Origin of the sequence: Streptomyces sp. R-74717 (assembly GCF_047305335.1) — a bacterium.
Taxonomy (GTDB): domain Bacteria; phylum Actinomycetota; class Actinomycetes; order Streptomycetales; family Streptomycetaceae; genus Streptomyces; species Streptomyces atratus.
The window spans coordinates 117,768-140,471 of sequence record NZ_CP102361.1; the positions used below are offsets into that span (position 1 = coordinate 117,768).

The 22,704-nt window shown below is 67.9% G+C and carries 25 protein-coding genes and 2 pseudogenes; 10 read left to right on the forward strand and 17 right to left on the reverse strand.

What is annotated here, in order from left to right; genetic code table 11:
* Positions 1 to 50 precede the first annotated feature (50 nt).
* Complete coding sequence (locus tag NRF20_RS00610) at positions 51 to 788, forward strand: hypothetical protein (RefSeq protein ID WP_398634952.1); 738 nt, start codon at positions 51 to 53, stop codon at positions 786 to 788.
* Here the strand turns inward: NRF20_RS00610 and NRF20_RS00615 are convergent.
* The 3 genes from NRF20_RS00615 to NRF20_RS00625 are packed head-to-tail and all read right to left on the reverse strand — an operon-like array spanning position 741 to position 2,970.
* Positions 741 to 1,238, reverse strand: a complete 498-nt coding sequence (locus tag NRF20_RS00615) for an LLM class flavin-dependent oxidoreductase (RefSeq protein WP_398634953.1) — start codon at positions 1,236 to 1,238, stop codon at positions 741 to 743. The two genes, NRF20_RS00610 and NRF20_RS00615, sit on opposite strands and share 48 nt — an antisense overlap.
* A 56-nt stretch (positions 1,239 to 1,294) precedes the next feature.
* Positions 1,295 to 2,155, reverse strand: a complete 861-nt coding sequence (locus NRF20_RS00620) for an ABC transporter permease (protein WP_398634954.1) — start codon at positions 2,153 to 2,155, stop codon at positions 1,295 to 1,297.
* Positions 2,152 to 2,970, reverse strand: coding sequence for an ABC transporter ATP-binding protein (locus NRF20_RS00625; protein ID WP_398634955.1), 819 nt, complete (start codon positions 2,968 to 2,970; stop codon positions 2,152 to 2,154). The genes NRF20_RS00620 and NRF20_RS00625 overlap by 4 nt, the downstream gene beginning before the upstream one ends.
* Before the next feature lie 520 nt (positions 2,971 to 3,490).
* Here NRF20_RS00625 and NRF20_RS00630 point away from each other — a divergent pair.
* The gene (locus NRF20_RS00630) at positions 3,491 to 4,285 is read left to right on the forward strand and encodes a M16 family metallopeptidase (protein WP_398634956.1); all 795 of its coding nucleotides are present in this window, start codon (positions 3,491 to 3,493) and stop codon (positions 4,283 to 4,285) included.
* On the opposite strand, the gene NRF20_RS00635 is transcribed toward NRF20_RS00630, so the two are convergent.
* The 3 genes from NRF20_RS00635 to NRF20_RS00645 form a co-directional block, all read right to left on the reverse strand.
* Complete coding sequence (locus tag NRF20_RS00635; protein ID WP_398634957.1) at positions 4,183 to 5,580, reverse strand: DUF4157 domain-containing protein; 1,398 nt, start codon at positions 5,578 to 5,580, stop codon at positions 4,183 to 4,185. The two genes, NRF20_RS00630 and NRF20_RS00635, sit on opposite strands and share 103 nt — an antisense overlap.
* Positions 5,581 to 5,617: 37 nt before the next feature.
* Positions 5,618 to 5,944, reverse strand: a complete 327-nt coding sequence (locus tag NRF20_RS00640) for a Tn3 family transposase (protein WP_398634964.1) — start codon at positions 5,942 to 5,944, stop codon at positions 5,618 to 5,620.
* A gap of 866 nt (positions 5,945 to 6,810) precedes the next feature.
* Positions 6,811 to 7,716, reverse strand: coding sequence for an IS5 family transposase (locus NRF20_RS00645; protein WP_398634958.1), 906 nt, complete (start codon positions 7,714 to 7,716; stop codon positions 6,811 to 6,813).
* Between the two features lie 312 nt (positions 7,717 to 8,028).
* Here NRF20_RS00645 and NRF20_RS00650 point away from each other — a divergent pair, with 312 nt between their 5' ends.
* Together NRF20_RS00650 and NRF20_RS00655 are read left to right on the forward strand one after the other, a co-directional pair.
* Positions 8,029 to 8,604 (forward strand): RNA polymerase sigma factor, encoded by a 576-nt coding sequence (locus tag NRF20_RS00650; protein ID WP_413751763.1) that lies wholly within the window; start codon positions 8,029 to 8,031, stop codon positions 8,602 to 8,604.
* Between the two features lie 519 nt (positions 8,605 to 9,123).
* On the forward strand, positions 9,124 to 9,552 hold the full coding sequence (locus NRF20_RS00655) for a hypothetical protein (RefSeq protein ID WP_398634960.1): 429 nt from the start codon (positions 9,124 to 9,126) through the stop codon (positions 9,550 to 9,552).
* 205 nt (positions 9,553 to 9,757) lie between these two features.
* Here NRF20_RS00655 and NRF20_RS00660 read toward each other — a convergent pair.
* Both NRF20_RS00660 and NRF20_RS00665 read right to left on the reverse strand, forming a co-directional pair.
* Positions 9,758 to 10,014, reverse strand: a pseudogene (locus tag NRF20_RS00660) (ATP-dependent DNA ligase); the annotation flags it as partial.
* Entirely contained in the window at positions 9,960 to 10,292 is a 333-nt protein-coding gene (locus NRF20_RS00665) for a transposase (RefSeq protein WP_413751764.1), read from the reverse strand. The gene NRF20_RS00665 and the pseudogene NRF20_RS00660, both read right to left, overlap by 55 nt.
* A 274-nt stretch (positions 10,293 to 10,566) precedes the next feature.
* On the opposite strand from NRF20_RS00665, the gene NRF20_RS00670 reads away from it, so the two are divergent.
* Complete coding sequence (locus NRF20_RS00670) at positions 10,567 to 11,469, forward strand: S1 family peptidase (RefSeq protein ID WP_413751765.1); 903 nt, start codon at positions 10,567 to 10,569, stop codon at positions 11,467 to 11,469.
* A gap of 267 nt (positions 11,470 to 11,736) precedes the next feature.
* On the opposite strand, the gene NRF20_RS00675 is transcribed toward NRF20_RS00670, so the two are convergent.
* The 5 genes from NRF20_RS00675 to NRF20_RS00695 all read right to left on the reverse strand — a co-directional run bounded on the left by NRF20_RS00675 (position 11,737) and on the right by NRF20_RS00695 (position 17,276).
* Positions 11,737 to 12,989, reverse strand: a protein-coding gene (locus NRF20_RS00675; protein WP_413751766.1) for an IS3 family transposase whose coding sequence is annotated in 2 segments (ribosomal slippage) — positions 11,737 to 12,707 and positions 12,707 to 12,989 — 1,254 coding nt in all. Because the reading frame shifts where the segments join, the coding sequence is not laid out codon by codon here.
* A gap of 12 nt (positions 12,990 to 13,001) precedes the next feature.
* Positions 13,002 to 13,583 (reverse strand): DUF4262 domain-containing protein, encoded by a 582-nt coding sequence (locus NRF20_RS00680; RefSeq protein WP_398634575.1) that lies wholly within the window; start codon positions 13,581 to 13,583, stop codon positions 13,002 to 13,004.
* Between the two features lie 791 nt (positions 13,584 to 14,374).
* Entirely contained in the window at positions 14,375 to 15,850 is a 1,476-nt protein-coding gene (locus NRF20_RS00685; RefSeq protein ID WP_398634576.1) for a hypothetical protein, read from the reverse strand.
* Positions 15,847 to 16,173, reverse strand: coding sequence for a helix-turn-helix domain-containing protein (locus NRF20_RS00690; RefSeq protein WP_398634577.1), 327 nt, complete (start codon positions 16,171 to 16,173; stop codon positions 15,847 to 15,849). Before NRF20_RS00690 ends, NRF20_RS00685 begins: the two co-directional genes overlap by 4 nt.
* On the reverse strand, positions 16,170 to 17,276 hold the full coding sequence (locus tag NRF20_RS00695; RefSeq protein WP_413751767.1) for a tyrosine-type recombinase/integrase: 1,107 nt from the start codon (positions 17,274 to 17,276) through the stop codon (positions 16,170 to 16,172). The genes NRF20_RS00690 and NRF20_RS00695 overlap by 4 nt, the downstream gene beginning before the upstream one ends.
* 397 nt (positions 17,277 to 17,673) lie before the next feature.
* Between NRF20_RS00695 and NRF20_RS00700 the strand changes: the two genes are divergently transcribed.
* Positions 17,674 to 18,180 carry an RICIN domain-containing protein gene (locus tag NRF20_RS00700; RefSeq protein WP_398634579.1) on the forward strand — a complete coding sequence of 169 codons (507 nt, stop codon included), beginning with the start codon at positions 17,674 to 17,676 and terminating at the stop codon, positions 18,178 to 18,180.
* A 212-nt stretch (positions 18,181 to 18,392) separates the two neighbouring features.
* Here NRF20_RS00700 and NRF20_RS00705 read toward each other — a convergent pair whose 3' ends face one another.
* Entirely contained in the window at positions 18,393 to 18,785 is a 393-nt protein-coding gene (locus tag NRF20_RS00705; RefSeq protein ID WP_398634580.1) for a DUF4267 domain-containing protein, read from the reverse strand.
* A 324-nt stretch (positions 18,786 to 19,109) separates the two neighbouring features.
* A complete protein-coding gene (locus NRF20_RS00710) occupies positions 19,110 to 20,027 on the reverse strand; it encodes an alcohol dehydrogenase catalytic domain-containing protein (RefSeq protein WP_398634581.1) in 918 nt (305 codons plus the stop codon).
* 121 nt (positions 20,028 to 20,148) lie between these two features.
* Here NRF20_RS00710 and NRF20_RS00715 point away from each other — a divergent pair, with 121 nt between their 5' ends.
* Positions 20,149 to 20,598 carry a winged helix-turn-helix transcriptional regulator gene (locus tag NRF20_RS00715; RefSeq protein ID WP_398634582.1) on the forward strand — a complete coding sequence of 150 codons (450 nt, stop codon included), beginning with the start codon at positions 20,149 to 20,151 and terminating at the stop codon, positions 20,596 to 20,598.
* 164 nt (positions 20,599 to 20,762) lie between these two features.
* Here NRF20_RS00715 and NRF20_RS00720 read toward each other — a convergent pair whose 3' ends face one another.
* Positions 20,763 to 21,143 (reverse strand): hypothetical protein, encoded by a 381-nt coding sequence (locus NRF20_RS00720; protein ID WP_398634583.1) that lies wholly within the window; start codon positions 21,141 to 21,143, stop codon positions 20,763 to 20,765.
* Here NRF20_RS00720 and NRF20_RS00725 point away from each other — a divergent pair.
* The 3 genes and pseudogenes from NRF20_RS00725 to NRF20_RS00735 all read left to right on the forward strand — a co-directional run.
* Positions 21,143 to 21,673 (forward strand): annotated as a pseudogene (locus NRF20_RS00725) (helicase associated domain-containing protein); the annotation flags it as partial. The gene NRF20_RS00720 and the pseudogene NRF20_RS00725 overlap by 1 nt on opposite strands.
* Entirely contained in the window at positions 21,664 to 21,810 is a 147-nt protein-coding gene (locus tag NRF20_RS00730; RefSeq protein ID WP_398634584.1) for a hypothetical protein, read from the forward strand. The pseudogene NRF20_RS00725 and the gene NRF20_RS00730, both read left to right, overlap by 10 nt.
* Before the next feature lie 202 nt (positions 21,811 to 22,012).
* Positions 22,013 to 22,411 (forward strand): hypothetical protein, encoded by a 399-nt coding sequence (locus tag NRF20_RS00735; RefSeq protein ID WP_413751768.1) that lies wholly within the window; start codon positions 22,013 to 22,015, stop codon positions 22,409 to 22,411.
* 115 nt (positions 22,412 to 22,526) lie between these two features.
* Here the strand turns inward: NRF20_RS00735 and NRF20_RS00740 are convergent, their stop codons facing one another.
* Positions 22,527 to 22,694, reverse strand: a complete 168-nt coding sequence (locus tag NRF20_RS00740) for a hypothetical protein (protein ID WP_398634586.1) — start codon at positions 22,692 to 22,694, stop codon at positions 22,527 to 22,529.
* Between the last annotated feature and the right edge of the window lie 10 nt (positions 22,695 to 22,704).

The following is a 22,704-nucleotide window of genomic DNA, read 5'->3' on the forward strand; positions in this document are numbered from 1 at the left end:
GGACGACGGCGTGCTGGGCCGCACCGAACTGACGATCGCCGAAGGAAGGTGTGGGGCTGCATCTCGGCCCCGGGGACGAGATGCTGACCGTCTCCGGCTCCACCATCGAGCACTGGAACGCCCGGGACGGCCGGCGCCTGTCGAAACCGCTCGACGTTCGCGACCTGGGGCTCACGCGAACGGACCCCCCGAGCTTCACCGCCTCCTTCCACCCGGAGCCGGGACACGTGCAGCTCGCGATGTACGGCCAAGGGTTCCTCCACGCCTTCTCACTGCGCACGGGCCGGGAGAACAAGGCACTTGGCATCGACCTGGGGCCGGAAACAGACTCCTCGGTTCTCGACCGGACCGGGAACTTCGCCGCCGTGCGGACCAAAGGGTCCATGATGGGACTGTGGTCGGTCGGGCGGACGGGAAAGCCCCCGCAGCGGGTGCTCGGCCCGATGGGACCCCTGAACCCCTGGGTGTACCGGCAGGGCTTCCGGGACGACAGCTCGGTGCATTTCCTGGCCAACGGGAACTCCATACGGTTCCAGGACGCGGCGGACCCCGAGGACCGCGGCGAGTCCTACGTGTTCGCAGAGGAGCAGAAGTTCCTGGCGGTCTCCCGCGACGGCAGGACGCTGCTTCGCACCGTCGACAAGAACACCGTGGGCATCCTCCACCTCGACCCGGCGCTCTGGAAGAAGGAGCTGTGCGACACCCTCGGCCGTGACCTCTCCGAGAACGAACGCCGGGGCCTACCCGTCTGGCTGCCGGACCGGGTCTGCCCGCCGGGCGGCCGCTAACGGCCTTGGAGGCAATTGAGGTCCGGGCAGCTCGACGATCTCGCCGTCCAGCAGGGAGCGGACAGAGGTGAGGTAGTCCCGAGCGGCGCTGCGAGGGCTGGCGTACGGCGCGCCTGTCAGGCTGCGTACGAATCCCGGTGCGCTGGCGCCGTAGCCCGCGACGACCGCGTGTCCCGTGATGAGTGCGAGCGACCGTGCTTGCAGGGCCGCCTCGTAAGGGTGGCGCAGCGGCATCAGCGTGACGCTCGTGCCGACGGGCACGCTGTGGCCCATCCCGGCGAGGTGGGCGAGGACCTGGTGGGTCTCGGCTTTGAGGGACTGGCCCATCCACAGCCGGCGGGCACCGATCTGCTGGATCAGGGCGGCGAACGGCGCGACTGTCTTGGGTGAGTCGGGCTGGCTGGGAAAGAGAATGGCCGGCAGGGGCAGTGCCCCCGTGGCAGTGGTCATCGCTGTATCTCCGATGGAAGCTAGGAAGCCTGTCGGACAGGGGAAGTGACGTGCTGTCAGGGGCCCACGCGCTGCTGGGCCATCTCGCGGCGCGAGGCGAGACGGGAACCGGACTCACGGCGCGCCATGCGGCGCAGCAGGCGTGGTGCGAGCAGTGCTCCGGCCACTGTCCAGGCAGACAGCACCACGAGGATCTGCAGGTGCTGCCAGCTGTGTCCGGTTTCGGTGGGCAGCAGTGCGTCGGGCAGCAGTGCGGATCGGACGCCTTGTGCGATCCACTTCAGAGGGAAGAGTTCGCCGGTCCACTGCAGGGCGGTGGGCAGGGCGGTCACCGGGAAGAAGATGCCGGATACCACGAGCAGTCCGAGCATGGGCAGCGTCACCAGGGCGATCGCTTCGCGTGCGTTGGGCAGCACCGCACCGACGGCCGCGCCGAGCGGGGCCACCGAGATCAGGCCGAGCACGAGCACCCATGCCAGGGTGATCCATCCGCCGAATCCCTTGGGCCACGGTGCCCCGGCGCCCAGCACTCCACCGACCAGCAGGACCACTGCGTTGGCCATGGCGATGCTGGTGACCACCACCGCCTTGGACACCAGGTAGGCGGACACCCCACCGGGTACCGCCCGCATCCGCAGCAGGGTGCCGTCCTCGCGTTCCGTGGCCAGGATCTGCGGCAGCGAGATCAGGCAGGTCTGGAAGACGCCCATGGAGATGAACCCGGCCACGTACAGGTGGGAGCTGGGCACGGGCGCGCCGGAGACCTGGCCGTCGCCGATGGTGCTGGCCAGGACGAGGAGGACCACCAGGTTTCCGACGAGCTGCGACCACAGTTCGCGTTTGGTCCTGGCGAGGTGTGCCAGCTCGAGGAGGCCGCGCTGCGTCCCGAGCCACAGGGTGTGCGTGGGCGAGGTCACGAGGTCTCCTGCTGGTAGACGAGTTTCAGGTAGGTGTCCTCGAGGGAGGGTCTGCGCACCTCGAGCTCGGGTACGGGGCCGCCGAGCCGGTTCTGCAGGTCCCAGACGAACCGGGAGGGGTCCAGTGTCAGTTCGCGGTGCGCGGTACCGTTCTCCTGCCAGCGCACCTCTGCCTGTGTCTGAACCTGGTGGGCCAGTTCGTGAGCCGAGCCGAGTGCAGCGATCTTGCCGTTCACGAGGATCGCGATCCGGTCGGCCAGGGCCTCCGCCTCGGTCAGGTCGTGGGTGGTCAGCAGGACGGTCATGCCTTCCTCGGCCCGCAGCCGTTTGATCAGGGTGTGGAAGGACCGGCGTGCGGCGGGGTCGAAGCCGGTTGTCGGCTCGTCCAGGAAGAGCAGCTCGGGACGGCCGACGATGCCGAGCGCGACGTCGAGGCGGCGGCGCTGGCCGCCGGAAAGTTTCTGGCTCTCTTGGTCGGCCTGTTCCGTCAGGCCGACCAGTTCGAGCACGGTGGAGGGGTCGCGTGGGTCGGGGTAGAAGGCGGCGACATGGCTGACGAGTTCGCCGACGCGCCAGCGGGCGTGATCGCGCCACGACTGCATGACGATTCCGATACGGCTGCGCCAGTCGTCGTCCGCACGGCCCGGGTCGACGCCCAGGACGTTCACCTCGCCAGCGGAGCGGATCCGGAACCCCTCCATGATCTCGATCGTCGTGCTCTTCCCTGCGCCATTGGGTCCGAGGAGAGCGAGAACTTCACCACGGTGAATATTGAGGTCGAATCCGTGCAATACGTCGACGTCACCGTAGCGCATTCTCAGATTGCGGAGTGATGCCGCATGTTCCCTTTCTTCCAGGGATGTCGGGGGGTGTGTCGTCTCTGCTCGAACCATGGCTTCAACGTAGCCGATCAGGTTCACGAGACGTACCAGAATGCGCCATCCCGCAAGGGGTTGGCGTGGAAGTCACTGTCTCAATTGATGCGCCGGAGGTCTCTGCTCCGGAGCCGAATCCTCAGAGGCTCGAGCACGGGAGAAAACGAGGCGCACCAGGGCAAATGAGGCGACGATTCGTGATTCTGAGACAACCAAACCGCCCGATATTTCCCTGATGCGCTATTCGCGAAAGTTGACGATGCGCGAGGTGCCCAGCAGGGTGAACGACATGACCGGGCGAGTGGCCAGGAGTAACTTCCGGCCGACAGGGGGCTGAATCCTTTGCCTTTCATACGCGTACACGAGCACACGCTCTCGAATGGGCTGCGGATAGCCGTGTCGGAGGAACACCTCTATCCGATAGCAGCCACGAGCATGTGTTACCGCGTGGGCTCCCGCGATGAAAAACCGAGGGAAGACCGGCCTCTCCCACCTGTTCGAGCACATGATGTTCCAGGGATCGGAGAATGTTCCGCCGGGCGGTCACGCACAAGCCCTGGAGAACATCGGCGGAGCCGTCAACGCGACGACCGGATTCGAACGGACCAGCTACTTCCAGGCGTTTCCCTCACAGGCGCTGGAGCTCACGCTCTGGCTCGAGGCGGACCGCATGCGCAGCCTGCCAGCGGCCCTCAGCCAGCCCAACCTGGACACGCAGCGCGCCGTGGTGAACAACGAACGCCTCCAGCGCTACATGGGCGCCCCCTACGGGGCCTCCTGGGAGCGCCTGATGCGCCAGCTGACCTGGCCCCGGACCACCCGGCGAGCCGGAGGACCTGGCGCATATCTCGCCGTGTCTGAGCGAGCACATCAACCGGTTCGGCAAGTACTCCACGCACGAGTTCGGCATCCGCCCGAGGCGTACGACGACCCGAAGCTGAATGCCGGCTTCACCCGCTGCACGAGCAGGACCCGAATCCGCCGCCCCTCAGCCAGGCCGCCCGACCCGGGGCCCAAGGTCCGGGCCCGCGTCGTCAGCCGGTCCCGGCGTCCTCGCCGGGTTGCCGGACCACCGTGGCCCCGAGAGGGCGCCGTCGTACCAGAGCACGAGCATGACGCAGGGGTGACCGACGTCCTCCCGGAGGCGGGGACTCAGGCCACGTTCGGGTTGGCCGGCCGCTCCTCGCCCGGGGCCCCCCGGGTCCCCCTGCCGCGGCGGCCGATGACGACCGTCTTCATGGTCACGTGCGGGTAGTGGAGGCTGTAGTAGCCGTCCTTCCAGTAGTCGTGGAACGAGGACGCCGAGCCGACCGTGTAGGTACCGGTGTCGGGCGCGGTCTGCCCGCTGCCGGCGAAGGCTTCCAGCGTGACCGTGTCAACGCCGTCCAGGCCGACGACCGCCGCCGCGTGGTACTGCGACATGACCGTCTCGCCAGGGTTCATCGCGATCATCAGGTACGCCTGGCCGACCACCGGGGCGGCCCGGCGGTCCGGCTCTCCCACGTAGGCCGCCGCGCGCTCACGGTTCGATTCGTCCGCCACCCCGAACGGCTTGGTGCCCACCTTCGTGCCCACCTTCGTGCGGATGTTGCTGTTCACACCCTCGGTCAGCTCCCCGACGGCGTTATGCATGATCTCCTCCGCCGTGTGGAGGCAGTCGTCCAGAATCTGCCGGGCCAGCTCGTGCTCCTGGTACGCCCCCGTGCCGAAGAGGTCCTGCGCCGGGGTGCTCGTCGCCCGCAGAGAGGGGGAGACCTGCTGCGACGGGGTGCCGACCTTCACCCAGACCGATGAGGGACTCCCGGCGGCGACCGCGAACAACGCGCCCGCGGAAACCTTCATCGCCTCCTGGTTCTGCGTCTGCTGGGCCGCCCAGCGCTGGACCGTCCCCCCAGGGGCCCGCTGCATGGTGGACTGCGTGGCCGACTCCGCCTCCCTGGCCCGCGGCACCGGGCCACGCATCACGCGGCGCGCGTTGCTCTCCGCCTCGCGCTCGAAGCGGTCTGCCGGGTCGGACATCCGGAACCCGGCCCCGGTGTCGGTACCGGCCACCGGACCCTGGCTCTGCTGGATGACGTGGGTGAGTTCGTGGGCCAGGGTGTGCTTGTCGGCGCCGCCCTCACCGATGATCACGTGGTGGCCCGCTGTGTACGCGCGGGCCCCGATGCTGTCCGCCGAGGCCCTGGCGCCGCTGTCGTCGTGGATGCGGACGTCGGAGAAGTCGGCGCCGAGGCGGCTCTCCATCTCGGCGCGTGTGCCTTCGTCGAGCGGGCGTCCGCCCGAGCGCAGCACGTCGTGCACCGTCGAGCGCTGCACCGCCGCCTGCCCGGCGGGGTGACCGCAGTCCGCGCCGTGCCGGTGCTCCTCCTCGTATTCGTACTCCTGCACATACCCGGCCCTGCGCAGCATCTGCACGACGGCGGCGTTCCCGACCGCGCTCTGGAGGCGGAGCATGTCCGACGGCTGCGCGTCCCGGCCGGCCGCGGCCGTGCGGGTCGCCGACGGTTCGGTCTCCTTGCCATCGCCCCTGCGCTGCGTGTGATGCCGCACGGTGTCCCTCCCACGTGGAATGCGTCCTCCTTCACATCTACGAGACGCCGGTGCGGTAGCGCCAGGGCCACGGGGGCGCCGTTCGGGTAACGTGCCGGGCCTGTGAGGGCAAATCTCCGGCTGGGGGCGGCGGATTCGGGTCCTGCTCGTGCAGCGAGTGAGGTCGACATTCAGCTCGGGTCGTCGTACGCCTCGGGCGGATGCCGAACTCGTGCGTGGAGTACTTGCCGAACCGGTTGATGTGCTCGCTCAGACACGGCGAGATATGCGCCAGGTCCTCCGGCTCGATGGTCCAGCCCTCGTCCAGCAGCTGGCGGACGATCTCGGCGATGTCCAGGGCGTTGTGACGGGTCCGGCCCTTCAGGGCTTCAAGATCAACTCATTGCCCCTTTGATGCGTATCTCGGCTACACCCCCTGACCCCCGTGAGTTCAGGGAAACTGAACGGTTCTCGGTGGGAACCCAGGGGTCCGTCGTCGTGCTCCACGGCACTGGATCCGCGAGTTCGACTCCAACCCGCGACCACGCCACTTCATGGCTCTCCGGACGCACAAGATGGTGAGCGGGCTAGGTCCTGTCCGGCGGATCACCGTCGGCTGCCCTGATGGGTGTTGTGCTGCCCGGCTGCCGTGGAAAGGATTGGGTAGTTGCTGTACTACTTGATCGGGAGTCCATTGTGAGTCTGACCGGCCAGATACTTCCGCTCGTGGGTGTCGCCCTGGGGGCTGTCACGTCGTTCCTGGTGAGCAGCGCGAACGAGCGTACGAGGTGGCGCAGACAACAAGCCGTACGATGGGACGAGCACCGCTTGACGGCCTATGCCGAGTACGCTCACGCCGTCAAAGAGCTAGCGGCTCGCTGTCAGATGATCGCTGCCGCCCGCGGGTTGGTGTCAGGGCCCATGCCATTGGAACCGACACCCGAAGTGCTGTCGGATCTCGGCCAGTTGGAGTCTCGCCGTTCTGCGCTTTCGGAAACGCTCGGGCTGCTTGGTGACACGGAGACGAACACCGCGTCCAAGACCCTGGACCACTGCTTGTGGCGGTTGGAGTGCCTGGCTCGGGGCATCGCCACAGAAGTCGAACAGAACTGGGATCAGGCGTATCTGGAGTTCCGGGATGCGCGGAGTCGCTATGTTGAACACGCTCGGTCGAGCCTCGGTGTGTCAGGGGCCGTTGCCCGAGACGTGGTCTGGCCAGCTGCATGGCGTCCTGCGGCCGGGTCGTCGTCTTCACAATGACGCGTGGAGAACGGGTGAGGTCTGAAGCCAGAGTCGGATTGCGGCGACTGTGACGGTGCCGTGGAAGACGTAGGCACGTTTGTCGTATCTCGTGGCCACGGCCCGGAAGTTCTTGAGCCGGTTGATCGTCCGCTCAACTTCGTTCCTGCGCTTATAGATCGCTTTATCGAAGCCTGCGGGTCGGCCTCCTCGGCTGCCGCGGCGCTGGCGGTTGGCTCGTTGGTTCTTCGGCTCGGGGATGGTGTGCTTGATCTGGCGTCTGCGCAGGTAGTGGCGGTTTCGGCGGGAGCTGTACGCCTTATCGCCGCCCAGGTGGTCGGGGCGCGTGCGCGGGCGACCACCACCGGGTCGTTTAACCCGGATGCGTTCGAGGACGGGGATCAACTGCGGGCTGTCGGCCCATTGGCCGGGAGTAATCAGCAGGGCAAGCGGGCGGAGGCCGCCTTCCCCTGCAAGATGGATCTTGCAGGTCAGACCGCCCCGGGAACGACCGAGTCCTTCGTCGGGGCGGTGTTGCCGAGGCGTTGATCTTCTTTTCGCGATCCGTGGCGCTCTGCGCGGCGCCCCGGCGGCGTGTTGGTGAGCCCGGCACGAGGTGGAGTCCACGCTCACCATGCTCCAGTCGACCCGCCCCTGGACGCTGGCATCAGCCTGGACAGCTTGGAGGATCCCGTCCCAAGTTCCGTCCGCTGACCAGCGGCGGTGGCGCTCATACACGGTCTTCCAGCTCCCGAACCGCTCCGGCAGATCCCGCCACGGAACACCCGTGCGGATCCGGAAAAGAATGCCGTTGATCACCTTCCGATGATTGTTCCAACACCCACCCCGGTTCCCAGACCTCGGCAGATGCGGCGCGATTCGCGCCCACTCGTCGTTCGTCAGATCGCCCCGCCCCATGACCAGAACAATGATCCCAACGCGAGGCAGTCACATGATCCGCCGGACAGAACCTAGACAGGGCGATGCTCATTCACGGCATCAGCAACAGAGCACACAGGAGGACAAGGGTGGATCCGGTTTTGGTGGCAAGCGAGGCGGTCGTGTTTGTGGGGGCTGCCAGCAGCGCCCTGCGGTTCACTCAAAAGCGGCTGGAGCAGGAAGTGGGGCGTCATGTGTCGCGTCTGCTCAACGACCACGCTCAAAGCAGGCTGTTGTCACGTTCTGGGTCCTGCGGCATCGGTTGCATGGCAGAAGCCGGGGTGAGCCGTCATGGAGGACGCGGCGAGCGCTGAGGTTCGTGTCAGCGATCCACCGGAGCAGTTGCCGCCCGCAGTCCTCCAGGGCCGGGATCTGGCCGAGGAACTGCATCACGCTGAATACCCCGGCCTGGTTCGTTTCTTGCTGCTGCACGGAGCGTCCTGGAACGAGGCACAAGACGCGGCTCAGGACGCATTCACCCAGATGTGCCGGCCAGGGACGAGTGTCCGGCATCCCAAGGCGTGGTTACGCAAGGTGGCTTGGCGCTCCTGGTTACGACAGCAGGTGCGGGAAGAACCGTGCGCGGAGGTTCCCGACGCGCCGACGGAGCACTGGCAGTCTCCCGCGCACGCCGCAGAACTCGGGGGCGAGGAACGGCGTGTGATCGAACTGCTGTTGACGTTACCGGCCAAGCAGCGTGCTGCGATGGCTTGGACTCTGGACGGTTTCACGGCGCAGGAGAGCGCCGAGGCCATGGGGATCTCGCCTGAGGCCGCCCGTCAGAACCTCTCCCGCGCACGGGCAACGCTCAAGGTCCGCATGGGACTTGCGGAGTCGGACGACAGGACTGTGGAGGAGGAGCGATGAGCAGCGATCAGGCTGCCGAACGTCTCGAAGCTCTGCTGGCACGTGCACACAAGCAGCTGGGAATCGCCGTCTACGACGGCCTGACGGGCGGCGGAGGGCCACCTGAGCTCCGCGATCCCGACCAGGTACTGGGCCGGCTGCTTGCAGCCGCACACCGCCGGACAGGAGAGGCGGTGACAGGCCGTCTGGCGCGTCGGCACCGTAGGGAACCTGCCGGACATGCCGTAGCAGGCGGGACAGCGCCAGCCGATGCTCTCCTGATGCGGCGGTCGGTATCGGTTCGGCTCAAGTACCGCGAGCAGGCAATGGATTGTGCTCGGCAGTACTGGCCACTGAATGCGGTGCACGTGACGGGGGATGCGGTGGACACGGTGCAGGAACTCATCGCCGCCCTGGAGGAGGAGACGCTGCCAGACGCGGCCCGCGACAATCTCCTGCGAGTGAGTCGCAACCTGGGCAGGCTGTCCGCACTGCGGCAACCTGCGCAGCCGCCACCGGCACTGGGGGGGTTACGACTACGTGCTGGAAGTGGAGGACTGCCTGTCTACCTTCGCTTCCCGGCTCGTGGCGGAGGCCCTCCACTCGAAGCACCTGCTCGACAGGGAGCTCCTCCCCCAACTCGATGCGGTCGCACGTTCGTGGCTGGGCATGCTCGAGGTGTCGCAGGACCTGGCGGACGACGTCGATCTGGCTCACAGGGAGGCCGTGTCGTTGTCCACAGCGGTGGCTGCGGTCGAGCAGGCCTGTACCGACTTCCGCGGCGCAGACCTGCGCTCAATGGACTTGGACGGACTCGATCTCGACGGAATCCGATGGGACGCGTCAACCAGCTGGCCACCGGAGTGGGAGGAACGAATCTGGAAAGCATCGCTCGCAGCGGGCACAGGACACGGCGAACTCATCGTCGGGACCGAACCCCACGACAGCACCGTACCGGCAGACATCTGACCAAGGCAGCCAGTGACGCACAGGCCGCTCCTGTTTCGATGTTGCCGGCGTACAGGTGAAAGTGGCGTGTACGCCGACAGATGTAGTCGGCTCGGCCGAAGACTTGAGCGTAGCGGGCGGTGAGCGCGTCGAGGCTGAATACGGCCTCGGCGGAGACTGGCTCGATGCCGGCGGTGCGGGCGTGGCTCTGGTGGCGTGCGACTGGTGCAGCCGACGGTGCCTCGTCGAACGGGCACTCGTCGACTGCGGCAACGTGGAGCAGGGCTGCGAGGGTGGTGCGCTCCCTGTCGCTCCACCCGGTACCGACGCTGCCACGTAACGCCAAGTGCCCTCGTGCCGCTCCCCCACCAGGAGCGCGCCGGGCAGACCGGCGAGCCGGCCGCGGCCGGGCACCCACCCGCCGACGATCACGTCGGCGGTGCGGACGTGCCTGATCTTGATCCACGCACGGGAGCGGACGCCGCGTGAAGCTCGGCGAGCAGGAGGCGGTGCTGCTGGGCGATGACGTCGGCCTCATGCCACCGGCCCAGTCCGCGCCAGCAGGTCCGTCCGGAGCGGAACCCCTGCTCCAGCGGCAGCAGTTGCCAGCTGATGTCGTTGGAGAGCACGCACAGGATGCCCCGCGGACACAGCCGATCGAGCACCGGCTTCGGGCCAGACGCCCTCTCGGGCCAGGGCCGCAGCAGAGGCTCGATCAGCTCCCACAACTCGTCGTCCACGATCCACGGCCGGTTCCCCACACCCCTCGATCGGCGGAATCGTCACACCGGTCACACCTCACCAGCGCACCTCGACATGACCGTGTGACGAGCTCAAGGCGCCGGGACGGTCGGCCTTTGTATGCCCATGGCCAAGGAAGACAGTCCCAGTGCGGTGGCCGTCAAGGGAGCGGAAAGAGCCAGGACGGAGTGGTGGGGTAGCGGGGAACTTGGCCGTACGCCGACAATGCGGTCACCCTTCGCCGCCCGGGGGCCACCGGGCTCCCGGGCCGAACCGAGAGGACCGACCATCACTATGCGCAAGCCTCTCCTCGCCACCCTCACCGCTGCTGCCGCCTTGGCAGGCACCACGGGCACGGCAGCCGCAGCACCCGACCGCGCGAGCGGGGCGACCCCCACTGCCGCGACGGCCGCCGTGCACCCTGACAGTACGCCCGCCTCGGTGACAGCCGCCTCCTTCGCCGGCACCGTGGCGCTCAGCAACTGCTCAGGCTCCCTGGTCCGCATGCCGAACTCGCAGGCGACGGACCCGGGGCTGGTCATGACGAACGGCCACTGCCTCGAAACTGGCTTCCCGAGCGCGGGTCAGGTCATCACCAACCAGTCCTCCACCCGCAGCTTCACGCTGCTCAACGCCTCGGCCGGCACCGCCGGAACACTCAAGGCGAACAAAGTCGTCTACGCGACGATGACCGACACGGACGTCACGCTCTACCAACTGACCAAGACTTACGCCCAGATACAGCAGTCCACGGGAATCGCGCCGCTGACGCTGTCCGCGACCCACCCGGTGCAGGGGCACGCGATCGACGTGGTCTCCGGCTACTGGAAGCGGGTCTACTCCTGCTCCGTCGACGGATTCGCGTACCGCCTGAAGGAGGGCCAGTGGACATGGAAGGACGCCGTCCGCTACACCCCGGAGTGCCAGGTCATCGGGGGCACCTCGGGCTCCCCGGCCATCGACGCGACGACCGGGCAGGTCACGGCGATCAACAACACCACCAACGAGAGCGGTGAAAGCTGCACCCTCGACAACCCCTGCGAGGTAAACGAGCAGGGGGCCGTCACCATCCGCAAGGGGATCGGATACGCCCAGGAGACCTACGGCATCCCCGCCTGCTTCACGACGGGCAACAAGCTCAACCTGTCGGCCACGGGCTGCACACTTCCGAAGCCGACAGCGGTATCGGCACGCTGAGTTGACGCTTGAGGGGGCAAGGGAAGCTCGTCCACACCCCGGCACTCCGGGGCCCCTCGCCCCCCGGCCCGCCCGCCCGACACCATTCGGATGCCACCAGACCTCGTCTGGTACGGCGACTCGGGAGCCCCCCGCCAGCCGTCCTCGACGCCGGGTACAAGCTCGCCAAACGCACGGGTAAGCGAGCCGACAACGGCCTAGCGCGGAGGGGCACCGGCAAGCCCGCTGCCTGCCGGTGTCTGAACCGCCCCGGGTTCGGTAGAGATCTCAGATTGTGGTTGTGACCTGGGGTTTCGTGGATTTCATGTAGTGGTTGGCTTCGTACTCGACGGGTGGGACGTGGCCTATCTCACCGTGGAGTCGGCGGTGGCAGTACCAGTCGATCCACTCGGCGGTGGCGAGCTCGACGTGGGAGAGCGTCTTCCAGGGCCGGCCGGGTTTGATCAGCTCGGTTTTGAACAGGCCGATCGTAGATTCCATCAGGGCGTTGTCGTAGGCGTCGCCGACCGAGCCGATCGATGCCGCGATCCCTGCTCGGTCCAGATGCTCGGTCAGCGCGAACGATGTGTACTGCGACCCCGCGTCCGAGTGATGTATCAACTCGCCCTGTTCATACGGGAATCCATCCCGATCGCGTTGCCACAGGGCCATCTCCAGGGCGTCCAGGACGAGCCTGGTCTCCTTGGTGGTGGAGGCGGACCAGCCGACGACGCGACGGGAGAAGGTGTCCATGACGAAGGCGACGTAGACGACCCCGTTCCAGGTGGCGACGTGCGTGAAGTCCGCGACCCAGCAGCGATTGGGGGCACTGGCGACGAAGTTGCGGTCGAGGAGGTCCGGAGCCCGCTCGGCAGCCGGATCGGTGATCGTCGTGATCACCTCCCTGCCGCGGACGGCGCCGGTGATGCCGAGCTCGCGCATGAGGCGCTCGACGGTGCAGCGGGCCACGGCGTGTTCCTGCCGGTTCAGCTCGCGCCAGATCTTCCGGGCTCCGTAGACGCGGTAGTTGGACGAGTAGACCTCCTGGATCCGCTCCTTGAGTTCCTCATCGCGCACGAAACGGGCGGAGGGAGTTTCGAGGCGTTTCTTGTGGGCGTAGTACGTGGAAGGGGCGATCTTGCAGCCGTGCTCGGTGAGCGTCCTGCAGATCGGCTCGACGCCGCCGAAGCGGTCCCGGTGCTCGTCGATGAACGCTACGAGCGCGTGTGTGGCCGGTCGAGCTCGGCCGCGAAGAAACTCGCCGCGGCCTTCAGGATCTCGTTGGCCCGCTTCAGTTCGGCGTTCTCCTTCCTCAACGCTTTGAGCTGGGCGGACTCCTCCGTCGTCGTCCCGGGTCGCGTTCCCGCGTCGATCTCGTGCTGCTTCACCCAGTTCCGCAGCGTCTCGCGGGACCCGATGCCGAGCTTCTCGGTCACTGCCTGCAAAGCGGCAGTCTCGTTCGCATGGTCGTCGCGCACCTCGGCGACCATGCGCACCGCACAGCGGCGGAGCTCAAGGAGGTAACGGGAAGGTCGTGCCATGACTCGATCCTTTCATGAAATCGAGTCTCCATTCGAGCCGGGGCGGTTCAGAGCGGTCGTCCAGACCCCGACAGGGTGCTCCCTCGGCGGCAGCCACAACTGAGGCTGCGACTCCCGATGCCTCTCCTCAGCCTGATCTTCCCAGTGGAAACGGTCATCCACATCGGGCCACGCAACTTGCAGCACAGGCAACGGAGGCCGCCGGTAGAACCCCATAGCCCGCCCGAAGAAGGTTCGGTACCAGCGGAGATCGACCTGCCTGAGCGCGACTTGGTGACCGTCGAAAACCTCAGGATGCCTCTGGCCTTCAGCCAATACAGCACCCGCGGCGGACTTCGCTCCGAGCCTGTTGAGCATGCGGTGCATAGCGTGGATATCGAGTCCGAACATGGCGAGTTCAGGTCCGCCGTGAGTGTGCGCGAGGCCGATCGCGTAGGCGAATACAGGACCGATCTCGTCCTCGGGAACCATCTGGACGTGCCATCCGTGCTGCTGCACATTCTCGATGATCGTCAGATCCGCGCGGTCCGCCTCGTCTCGGTCACCGTAGTCATGGCAGAGGACACAGCGGCACTGGAACGAATCATCAGTCATGCGCGGAGGCTACGAGGTGAGCGGCTGAATCGGGCAGCCGGGGTTCGTGACCACCCTTTCAATCGAACAACATCGTCACCCTCCGCGACCGCTCCCCAAGATCTGTGCCAGAACCGAGTTTTGACAGCGCTGGGGTACTTGCCAGGGCAGCATCGGGGTGCTTCTGGTGAAATGCCCTGGTCAAGCCGCAGATGTCCAAGGTCGAGCTGTACGCGGCGATCCGGCGTGATCGCCGTGCTGGCATGAAGATGCGCGAGCCCGAGCGCAAGTACAACGTGCCGTGACAGCCGGTCAAGAAGGGGCATGAAACTGGCGACCTCGCGTAATCGGGAGTCTCGTATTCCTCAGCTGTTGAGTGCTCTTGGTGACCGTGAGTGGTCGCCAGTTTCACACCCCAGGTAGTCGTTCCTCGACAACCGACGGATGCGAGCGTGACGCGCCCACAATCGGAGGAATGCCGAAAGCAAGGCACCGAACGGGGATCCAATTGGCTGGTTGCCCAACCGATTCGACCCGAGGATGTCCCCATGCGTCGTGCCCTTACAGTGGTTGCCTTGTGCGCCGGGACCGTTGCTCTCACACTCGGAAGCGCGGGATTCGCCAACGCGGAAGCCTGGATCTTCCCGCGACAGTGCTTGGACGGAGGCGGGCAGGTTATGCAGATCGAGCCGGGGCTAGGCACCTGCGTCGGCGGGACGTACGACGGCACCGAGGTGCGAGAGCGAGCCTGAGCCCATTCGATTCCACTGTGATCGCATCGCCCCGCCGAACTGTTCGGCGGGGCGGCGTTACTACGCTCCTGGTGACCGTGAGTGGTCGCCAGGAGCGTAGTAACGCCAGGTTCCTCCTGCCTCGGCGGCGAGCTGGGCGGTGGTGTCGTCGTGGTAGCCGAGCATCCGGGCGACCACCGGAGCGGGGGCCTGGAGGACGAGGTGGCGGATCGCCGCGGTGCGTCCTCGCTGGGTCGGGAAGGCCAGGTGACGGATTCGGAGTTCCAGAGTTTCCGGGGTTATGGGCTGTCCAGCCCGGCGGCCGGGGAAGAGCCATCGGGCGTCCGGATCGGTCGCGGTCATGGTGTTCGGCCGCTGCCCCAGGTAGTCCAGCAGCATTCCGGCGAAGGGGGTCGGAACGGGCGACGGCGGGTCGCCGAGCCGGACCAGGACCTCGCCGTCCTCGTGCAGGACGTCGTCGATGCCGAGCCGGGCGATCCGGGTGAGCGGCTGTGCGTAGAGAAGGACGAGCACGGCGGCGACGCGGTCCTGGAGCGGCACGTCGTCGTGGGTGACGAGTTGTCGCAGCAGTGCGAGCCGCTGGTGCTGGGCGAGCGGGGCGGGATTGCTTGTGGAGCGGTGTGGGATGGCAACCTTCGGCAGGTGCTTGGACCGCATCGCCCACCGCAGGAAGGCGTGGGTGAGGCGTCGGGCGGTGTAGCCGCCGGCGTACCAGGCATCGACATCGGCCTGCGCGCAGTCGGCGAGAGACCGTCCACGCTCGGCAAGGTGATCAAGGAAGGCGGTCGCGAGGCGGATCTCGTCGCGGGCTTGCTGGACCTGCTTGCCGGTGAGCGGGCCGCGGCCGGCCAGGGTGTTCAGGCGGCGCTGGACGTGCCAGGCGGCGAAGAGCTCCAGCAATTTCCGGTGCCCGGCATCGTCGATGGCGGGCAGCTTCTCGGCGAGCCATCGCTGGAACAGCAGCAGCTGCCGGTCGGCCGGTGGCAGGATCCCGGCCTGGATGAGCAGATCACGCAGGTAGGCCACGGAGCGCCAGGGGGTAAGCCGGCTCAGGCCCTCGTGGGTGAGCGGGACTTCGCCGCGGGCCAGGGCTCGCAGGTTCCGCTGGACGTGGGGCTTGCTGGTCCAGGTCAGGGCGCCCTTCGGGCGGCGCGTCTGCCCCAGGGCGTCGAAGAGCGGGAGGAGTTCGGCCCGGACGGAGCCGGTGCCGTCGTCAAGGAGTTCGCCAAGGCGCTCGGCCAGCACGCATTGGCCGCAGACTCCGCGCCGGTAGCGCCTGGCCTCTCGTCCGCACCGTTCGCAGGTGAAGTCGCCGAGGCCACCGGCGCAGTCGGTGCAGAGCTTGCCGCCGTCCGGCGCGAGGCCGGGCGTCAGCCGCTCAGTGCCGCAGCCGGTGCAGGTCCCGTAGGTCTCCAGCGCGTGGTCGTAGCAGCGCGGGCAGAGATAGCCCTCGGGCCAGTGCGCCGCCCCGAAACGCACGGCCCGGCGGCAGCGCGCGCAGAACAGGTCCTCGGCGCGGACGCGGGTGCGGCTCATCCCTCGGGCCGGATGCGGGCGCGCTTGGGACGGACCGCCGACAGGTCGACGACCGCGTCGCCGGTGGCGACCTTGCGGATGGTGGCGTTCTCCGCCTTGGTGGCAATCAGGTCGGCCGGGGTGCACTCGAAGATGTCGCAGAGCGCGGCCAGCACCGGCAGCGACAGCCGCTCGGGGGTGCCGGTGACCAGGCGGTGGACCTGGGAGAGGGAGAGGTCGATGCCGCGCTCGGCGAGCGGTGGGGCGAGCTCGCTGGTGGTGAACATCCCTGCGGCGGCCATCCGCTCGCGCAGCCGCCACTGGTAACTGACCTGGCGTTTCATTGGGCCCTCCTCGCGGGCTTGAGCGCGGCCTCGATGGTGGCGTCCAGGGCCCGCCGCAGGGTGCGGGTGCGGAAGTCGGAGGACACGCAGGTGTAGATGGAGGTGGTGGACGCGTGGTCGTGGCCGGCCTGCTGCTGGACGAACAGCGGGTCCCAGCCGTCCTCGATCAGGTGGGTGACGTACGACCTGCGCAGCGAGTGGAAGTCCAGGACCAGGTCCAGGCCGAGGTCGTCGCGGTAGGCGGCGAAGCGGGAGTCCAGCCGTTGCAGACCGACGCGCCGGCCGCGTTCGGACGGCCACAGGGCGGGCCCGTCGGTGTGTCGCATGGCGGGTCTCACCGCGTTGATCCACTGGTCGAGGATCTCGGCCGACCAGTCCCACACGGTCAGCACGCTGCGGCGCTTCGGGAGCGAGCCCTTCTTCGCTTTGCCGTGGCGGACGTAGCAGACGCCGTACTCGCCGAACTCCGCCCCCTCGGGGTTGCGACCGAAGTCGGCCGTGTCGAGCATCCGCGTCTCGTTGCGCCGCAGCCCGTAGGCGTACGCGGTCTTGAACAACATCGCGTCGCGGAAGGCGGGCAGCCACCCCTTGCGGCCGCGTCTGCGGACCCGGCTCACCTCGTCGTCGGCGTGGTCGAAGAACGCCTGCAATTCCTCCCGGGTGAAGGCCCGTTTCGGGGACTCGGCCTCGCACTCCTGCATGTGCACGGCGGTGTCCCACTCGTGACACACCTGGATCGGATGGGTGCCGAAGCGCCGCTCGCACTCGGCGGCCCAGCCGTAGGCGGGGTCGGTGGCGTAGTCGCAGAACAGCCGCACCGCCTCCTGGTAGCCGCGCAGCGTCGAGCGGACACAGCCGTGGACCGCCCGCAGGTAGCCGAACCACTCGTCCGCCAGCTGCGAGGACCAGGTCCACGGAAAGGCGTCCGCGTGCGCGGCGAACGCCCGCACCTTCCGCTCACGGCCGTTGATGGTCGACAGCGCAAGGTTCCGGGCCAGTTGCTGGTTGCGCCAGCCGTCCAGCATCGCCTCGAAGACCTGATCCTCCGGCCGCAGCAGCGGCACCCCGTCGGCCAGGTGCAGCCGCACGGCTCCCGGCGCCATCCTGTCCTTACCCACCAATTCGTCACGCTCCGTAGATCGCATCCGGCGCGAGAATCTCGCATCAGATGCGAAGCCCGGAGGGGAACGACAGGTCAGCCATCCAATCGGGTGAAGCGGGACGACACCGGCCCGGCCATCAGCTACCGTCTCAGCAGCCTCACGGCGGGCCCTCTATCTGCTGATCAGCGGCTTACCGATGTCCACCCGGACAACGCGGCGCAAGATGGCGCCAGTTCGCATCAGATGCGATTCGCGTCGGTTCCTAGATGCGCCAGAAACACGCCACGGGATGATCTTGCGTTGCGATGCGGTGACGGGACCCCGCAGCCGATACATTACGCTTCGCATCCAATCGGACACGGAACGTAATGAGTGGTGTGAAACAGAGGAGTCCTTCATGCGCATTCGATCTGCCTGCGCCGTGCTCGCCGTAGCGCTGAGTGCGACCGTACTCGGGGTGGGCACCGCCGACGCGACCGGGCCGCTGAGCGGCACCAAGGTCCGCAACTGGCAGACCGGCCTCGTCCTCGGCGTCGCCGGCAATTCGACGGTCGGCGGCGCCGAGGTCCAATACCAGGCCGACACCGGGGACCTGACCCAGAAGTGGGCCATCGACCCGGTCACCAGCAGCACCTTCCTGCTGCGCAATCTCAACAGTGACATGTGCGTCACCGCGGTGGGCGGCGGCGACCTGGAAGCCCTCCAGCAGCGTCCGTGTGACTCCCGGTGGGACGAGCAGATCTTCAGCATGGAGGTCTCCTCCAAAGCCAATCGGTACCAGCTGAAGAACCAGAGCCACAGCAAGTGCATGATTCCCTACGCCGGCTCCGGCACCACCTACGCCAGGGTTGCCGCCTGTAACACCGGGAACGCGTACATGACCCACTCGTTCGACGTCCGCTGACCTCAATTGACTGAAGGCTCGGACATGTAGAGGTCCCCCGGCACTTTCCCTGCCGGAGGACCTCTGTTGAATCACGGCCTCGGGAACATCGGTACAGCGGTTATCGGTGAGATTGATCTTGACGCGAAGGGGCACAGCCCGTCGACCCTCGGTCAGGATTCCCCATCCCACGCGACGGCCACCCCGGATCAAAATCCACTTTCGTGCGGACCTCAGGCGGCTGCCGGCCGCTCGCGCAGCAGCAGTCCCGCGGTCACGGCGACCGTCGCCGCAGCCAGTCCGTGGACGCCGTACGCGGTCGCCGCCGGGCCGCCTTCGTTCAGCACGATCAGCATGTCGCCGGCCGGGACGACGGCCATTGCCGCCATCGCCAGCCCGAGCGCCTTGCGCTGCCCGGCCAGCAGCAGCGCGAGTATCACCAGTCCGAAGCCGATGTCTCGCATGCCCTTGACCGCCAGGAAGCCCTTCCCCTGGTCCTGTGGCCAGGTCGGCAGTCCGAATCCTTCGGCCGTCGCCTGCGGTGCGAGCAGGAAGCTGATCCCGGTGTAGAGGAGGAACAGGCCGCCGAGGACGGCGAGGACGGTGGCTAGGCGCTTCATGGTCATGGCGGATCTCCTGAGGGTGTCGTACGGCGGGGCAGAACGGAACGGGATCGGCGGCGGGCATCGCATCGCCTCGCGAGGCATCGCAACCGCATCACGGACAGCAGGGGGCGGGCTACTTCGTCTCTTGCCCCGGACGTCTCGGCGTTGTCCCGACCGACGTCGTGATGGCTGGGGCTGCTGTAGCTCGCCGGTTTCGGCGATGCCGCCGATGTCGTGGCCGGGCCGGCGGTCGGCTGCGCAGCAGGGACCGGCCCCCGGCGTTTGAGGCTTCCGGCGGGCAGGTGCCGGTGAGCCCGGTCGGCGGCGCACTCGGCGCCGGGCTGGTCAGGGGCAGATGATGTAGCGGCCGCGGAGGCCGCCCTTGGCGGTGGCCCGGTGGGCGTCGGCGGCCTGGTCCAGAGAAACGACCGCGTAGACGCGGGCCGAAAGTTCGCCCGCGGCGGTGCGGGTGAGGAGGTCGGCCAGTCGCGCGCTGTCGAAAGCGGTGACCACGGAGGCGACCGAGATCCCGCGCTCGGCGGGCGGTTCGAGGCCTGGCCGCAGCCCGACGTAGGCTCCGCCGTCGCGGACCAGCTTGAGCGCTTCTTCATTCAACTGGGCGGGGTCGACGACTGCGTCCCATTCCGGCTCGGCGTGCATGGTGAAGTCGGCGCCGAGGCCGCGGACGAACTCCTCGTCACCGGTGCGGGCGAGCCCGGTCACCTGCCAGCCGCGTTCCCGGGCGAGGACGGCGACGTTCGCTCCGACCGCCCCCGCGGCGCCGGTCACCAGTAGCCGGGCGGCCCCAGCGGGCGCGTCGCCGAGCAGGTCGACGACCTGCGCAGCGGCCAGCCCGTTGAGGGGGACCGTGGTCGCGGCCAGCAGGTCCAGCCCGTCGGGGACCGGGGCGACGTCGGCCGCTGCGACCACGATCTGCTCGGCGTAGGTGCCGTAGTCGCGGTCGAAGCCGGCCACCAGACCGGCCACCCGGGTGCCGACGGCCAGGTCGACGCCCGGCCCGGCCGCGTCCACGACGCCGGCGAACTCCCAGCCCAGGCCCGTGTGCTCGGGCTGATCGACCAGCCCTATCGAGTGGAAGAAGCCCGCCGCGACGCCGAGATCGGTGGGGTTGACCGTCGCAGCGGCGATGGCGACGCGGATCTGGCCGGGGCCAGGATCGACGACGGGCACCTCGATGACCTCGATCGAATCGGGCCCGTTCGGGACGCGGACGACGGCGGTGCGGAAGGTGGGGGTGCCCATGGCTTTGTTCCTCTGCGGTGGGGTGATCGTTTCCGTGCTCCATACTCGTTTTGTGGATCCCGCGGCGGAAGAAGGCACTTGAAAGTGCGTAAGCTGCCTCCAGGTACCGAAGGGGCGATCGATGTCAACGCAGACGGCGGCTCAGCAGCGGGCCGAGGCGAAAGCGAGCTACAACGCGTTCATGGACGGCTGCCCCAGCCGCCAGTTACTCGACCGCATCTCCGACAAGTGGGTCGCTTTGATCCTCGCGGCGCTCGGCAGCGACGGCCCGCACCGCCCCGGGGTCGACCACGAAGACGGGCCCCGGCCGATGCGCTACTCCGAACTGTCCCGCCGGCTCGCGGGCGCCAGCCAGAAGATGCTCACCCAGACCCTGCGCTCCCTGGAAGTCGACGGCCTGGTCACCCGTACCGTCACGCCCACCGTGCCCGTCACCGTCTCCTACGAACTGACCGACCTCGGTCTGTCCCTGAACCACGTCATGGCCGGCCTCAAGGACTGGGCCGAAACACACATGACCGACGTACTCGCCCACCGCCAGGAACACCACCGCACGGCAGCCGAACACTGAGCTTGCTGGTTGAACCTGCAGCCAGACGAACTGGGGCGTTCGGCAGTGTTCCGTGAATCGCGTCCGCGCCAGCTTCTCAGCGCTGCAGCGGTCGCGCGTCACTGGCACCGCGAGTCGCCGATGAGCAGGGCCTCGGGTGCAAGACCGGGTTGCGCAGCGCCCGGTCAGCCGTCGGTCATGCCGCTCGCGCGGGCAATGTCCTCCACCGTCTGCTCGTCCTGCTTCCGCTGGTGCTGCTGGGTGTCGAGCTTGTCCCGCATCGCGCACAGCTTGTCCGGGTCGTCGGCGACGTCCGGGGGCACCAGCGACATCGCGGCCTTGGCGTGCTCGCCGTGACCGAGGTGGGCGACGACGTGGTCGGCCCGGTCCTCGTGGCCGAGCTGCCTCGCGCTGATCAGGCCGAGGAGGTTGAGCACCTCCTGCTGCACTTCCTCGGCGAACAGTTCCTTCTCGCGCGGTTCCAGATCGAGCCGGAACCGGCCGCCGTCGGCCTTCACGTACTCGCGGATGACCTCCATGAGGAGGGCGAACCGCTCCTGGGGCACGGGCCGCGCAGCTGACGGCAATCGACACGGACTGGGACTGCCCGTGGCCGCTGGACTGGCAACGGCACTACCGGGTCCTCGCGGACCTGGTCGACGCCGACGGCCACCTGCCCGCCATCGCCCCCGGTGTGCTGATGGACGGTGACGATCTCGGCAAGTGGCTGGAGCAGCAGAAGCAGCCGGGCACCTGGGCGCAGCTGTCCACCGAGCAGCAGGAGCGGCTGTCCAGGCTGGGCGTGCAGCCCGCTGAGGCGCCGTCCCCCGCCCCGGCGGCCACGCGTGCGGCGAAGCCGAGCAAGGCGCAGCAGGCATTCCAGCGCGGCCTGACGGCCCTCGCGCAGTGGGTGGAACGGGAAGGCGCGGACCGGCCCGTGCCAAGAGGCCACAGCGAAGAAATCACGGCCGACGGCGAGACGGAACCGGTGGTCGTGAAGCTGGGCGTATGGGTCTCCAACACCAAAACGAGACGGGACAAGCTCGCCCAGGAGCAGCGCGACGCACTGCGGGAGCTCGGCGTCGAATGGGCGTGACAGCGCCGCCGACCGGGCTGGAGGACGGCACCGAGGTGAGGCTCGGGGTGTTTTTGTCGAACAGTAAGAGCAGGCGCGGCAAGCTCACCTCGGAGAAGCTTCGGGCGCTGGCCGCCCTCGGGCTCGACCGGGCCTGATGACCGGTTTTCCCATCGCCATCCGAACGGCAGGGTGTTGATCTTGCTGTCAGAAGTAAAGGAGATTCTTGTGAACGCGGCGTCGGTGCGGGCACGCTGGGAGGACTTACCGCATGAGGTGCGGGCCTTGGTACAAGCACGGCTTGGGTCGCCAGTGGTGGAGGTCGTCTATCCCGGGGGTGGCTTTACTCAGGGTCTTGCCGTGCGGGTGAGGTGCGCCGATGGCAGTGAGGTGTTCCTCAAGGCAGCGGATCTGGCTGCGGCGATGGCATCGCACTACCGGGCAGAGGCGGTGGTCGGCGAGCATCTCCCGGCTGCGGTCGCGCCGCAGCTCATGTGGTCTTTGGAGGCGAGCGGCTGGATCGTCAACGCTTTCGAGGCGGTCCGGGGAAGGGAACCAGATCTGCGGCCTGGGTCCGCTGACCTGTCCCCCGTGCTGGACGTGGTCGGTGCGCTGGAGCGGGAGCTGACGCCGTGTCCGGTGCCAGCAGTGGGGCCGGTCGGGGAGACCTTGTCCCTGCTGGTCGGCCATTGGGACCGGCTCGCTGCCGCCCCGGAAGGCCCGGATGCCTGGACCGTGGCACGGCGCGCTCAGCGGTGAACCTGTTCGCGGTGGCGATCACCGGCTACTGGGCATGGCATCACGCACATGGCCCCGGCGGCGCTCTGGGCGCTTACCGGGGCCGGGCGGCGGAGGCCGGCAGGCGGTGGATTGACTACCGGCTCGGCTGAAGCCTGGAGGTGGTGGGGTGGTGGTCGGTCAAGCTGCGGGTGAGGACGGACAGCAGGTGCGGGGCCACGAGGTAGCCCGCTGCGAACGTCATCGTCCGTTCGGTCTGGCCTTCGCTTTCTGCGGCGTTGGGGGTTCTCGGTCGGGTCAGCATGCCGCACACC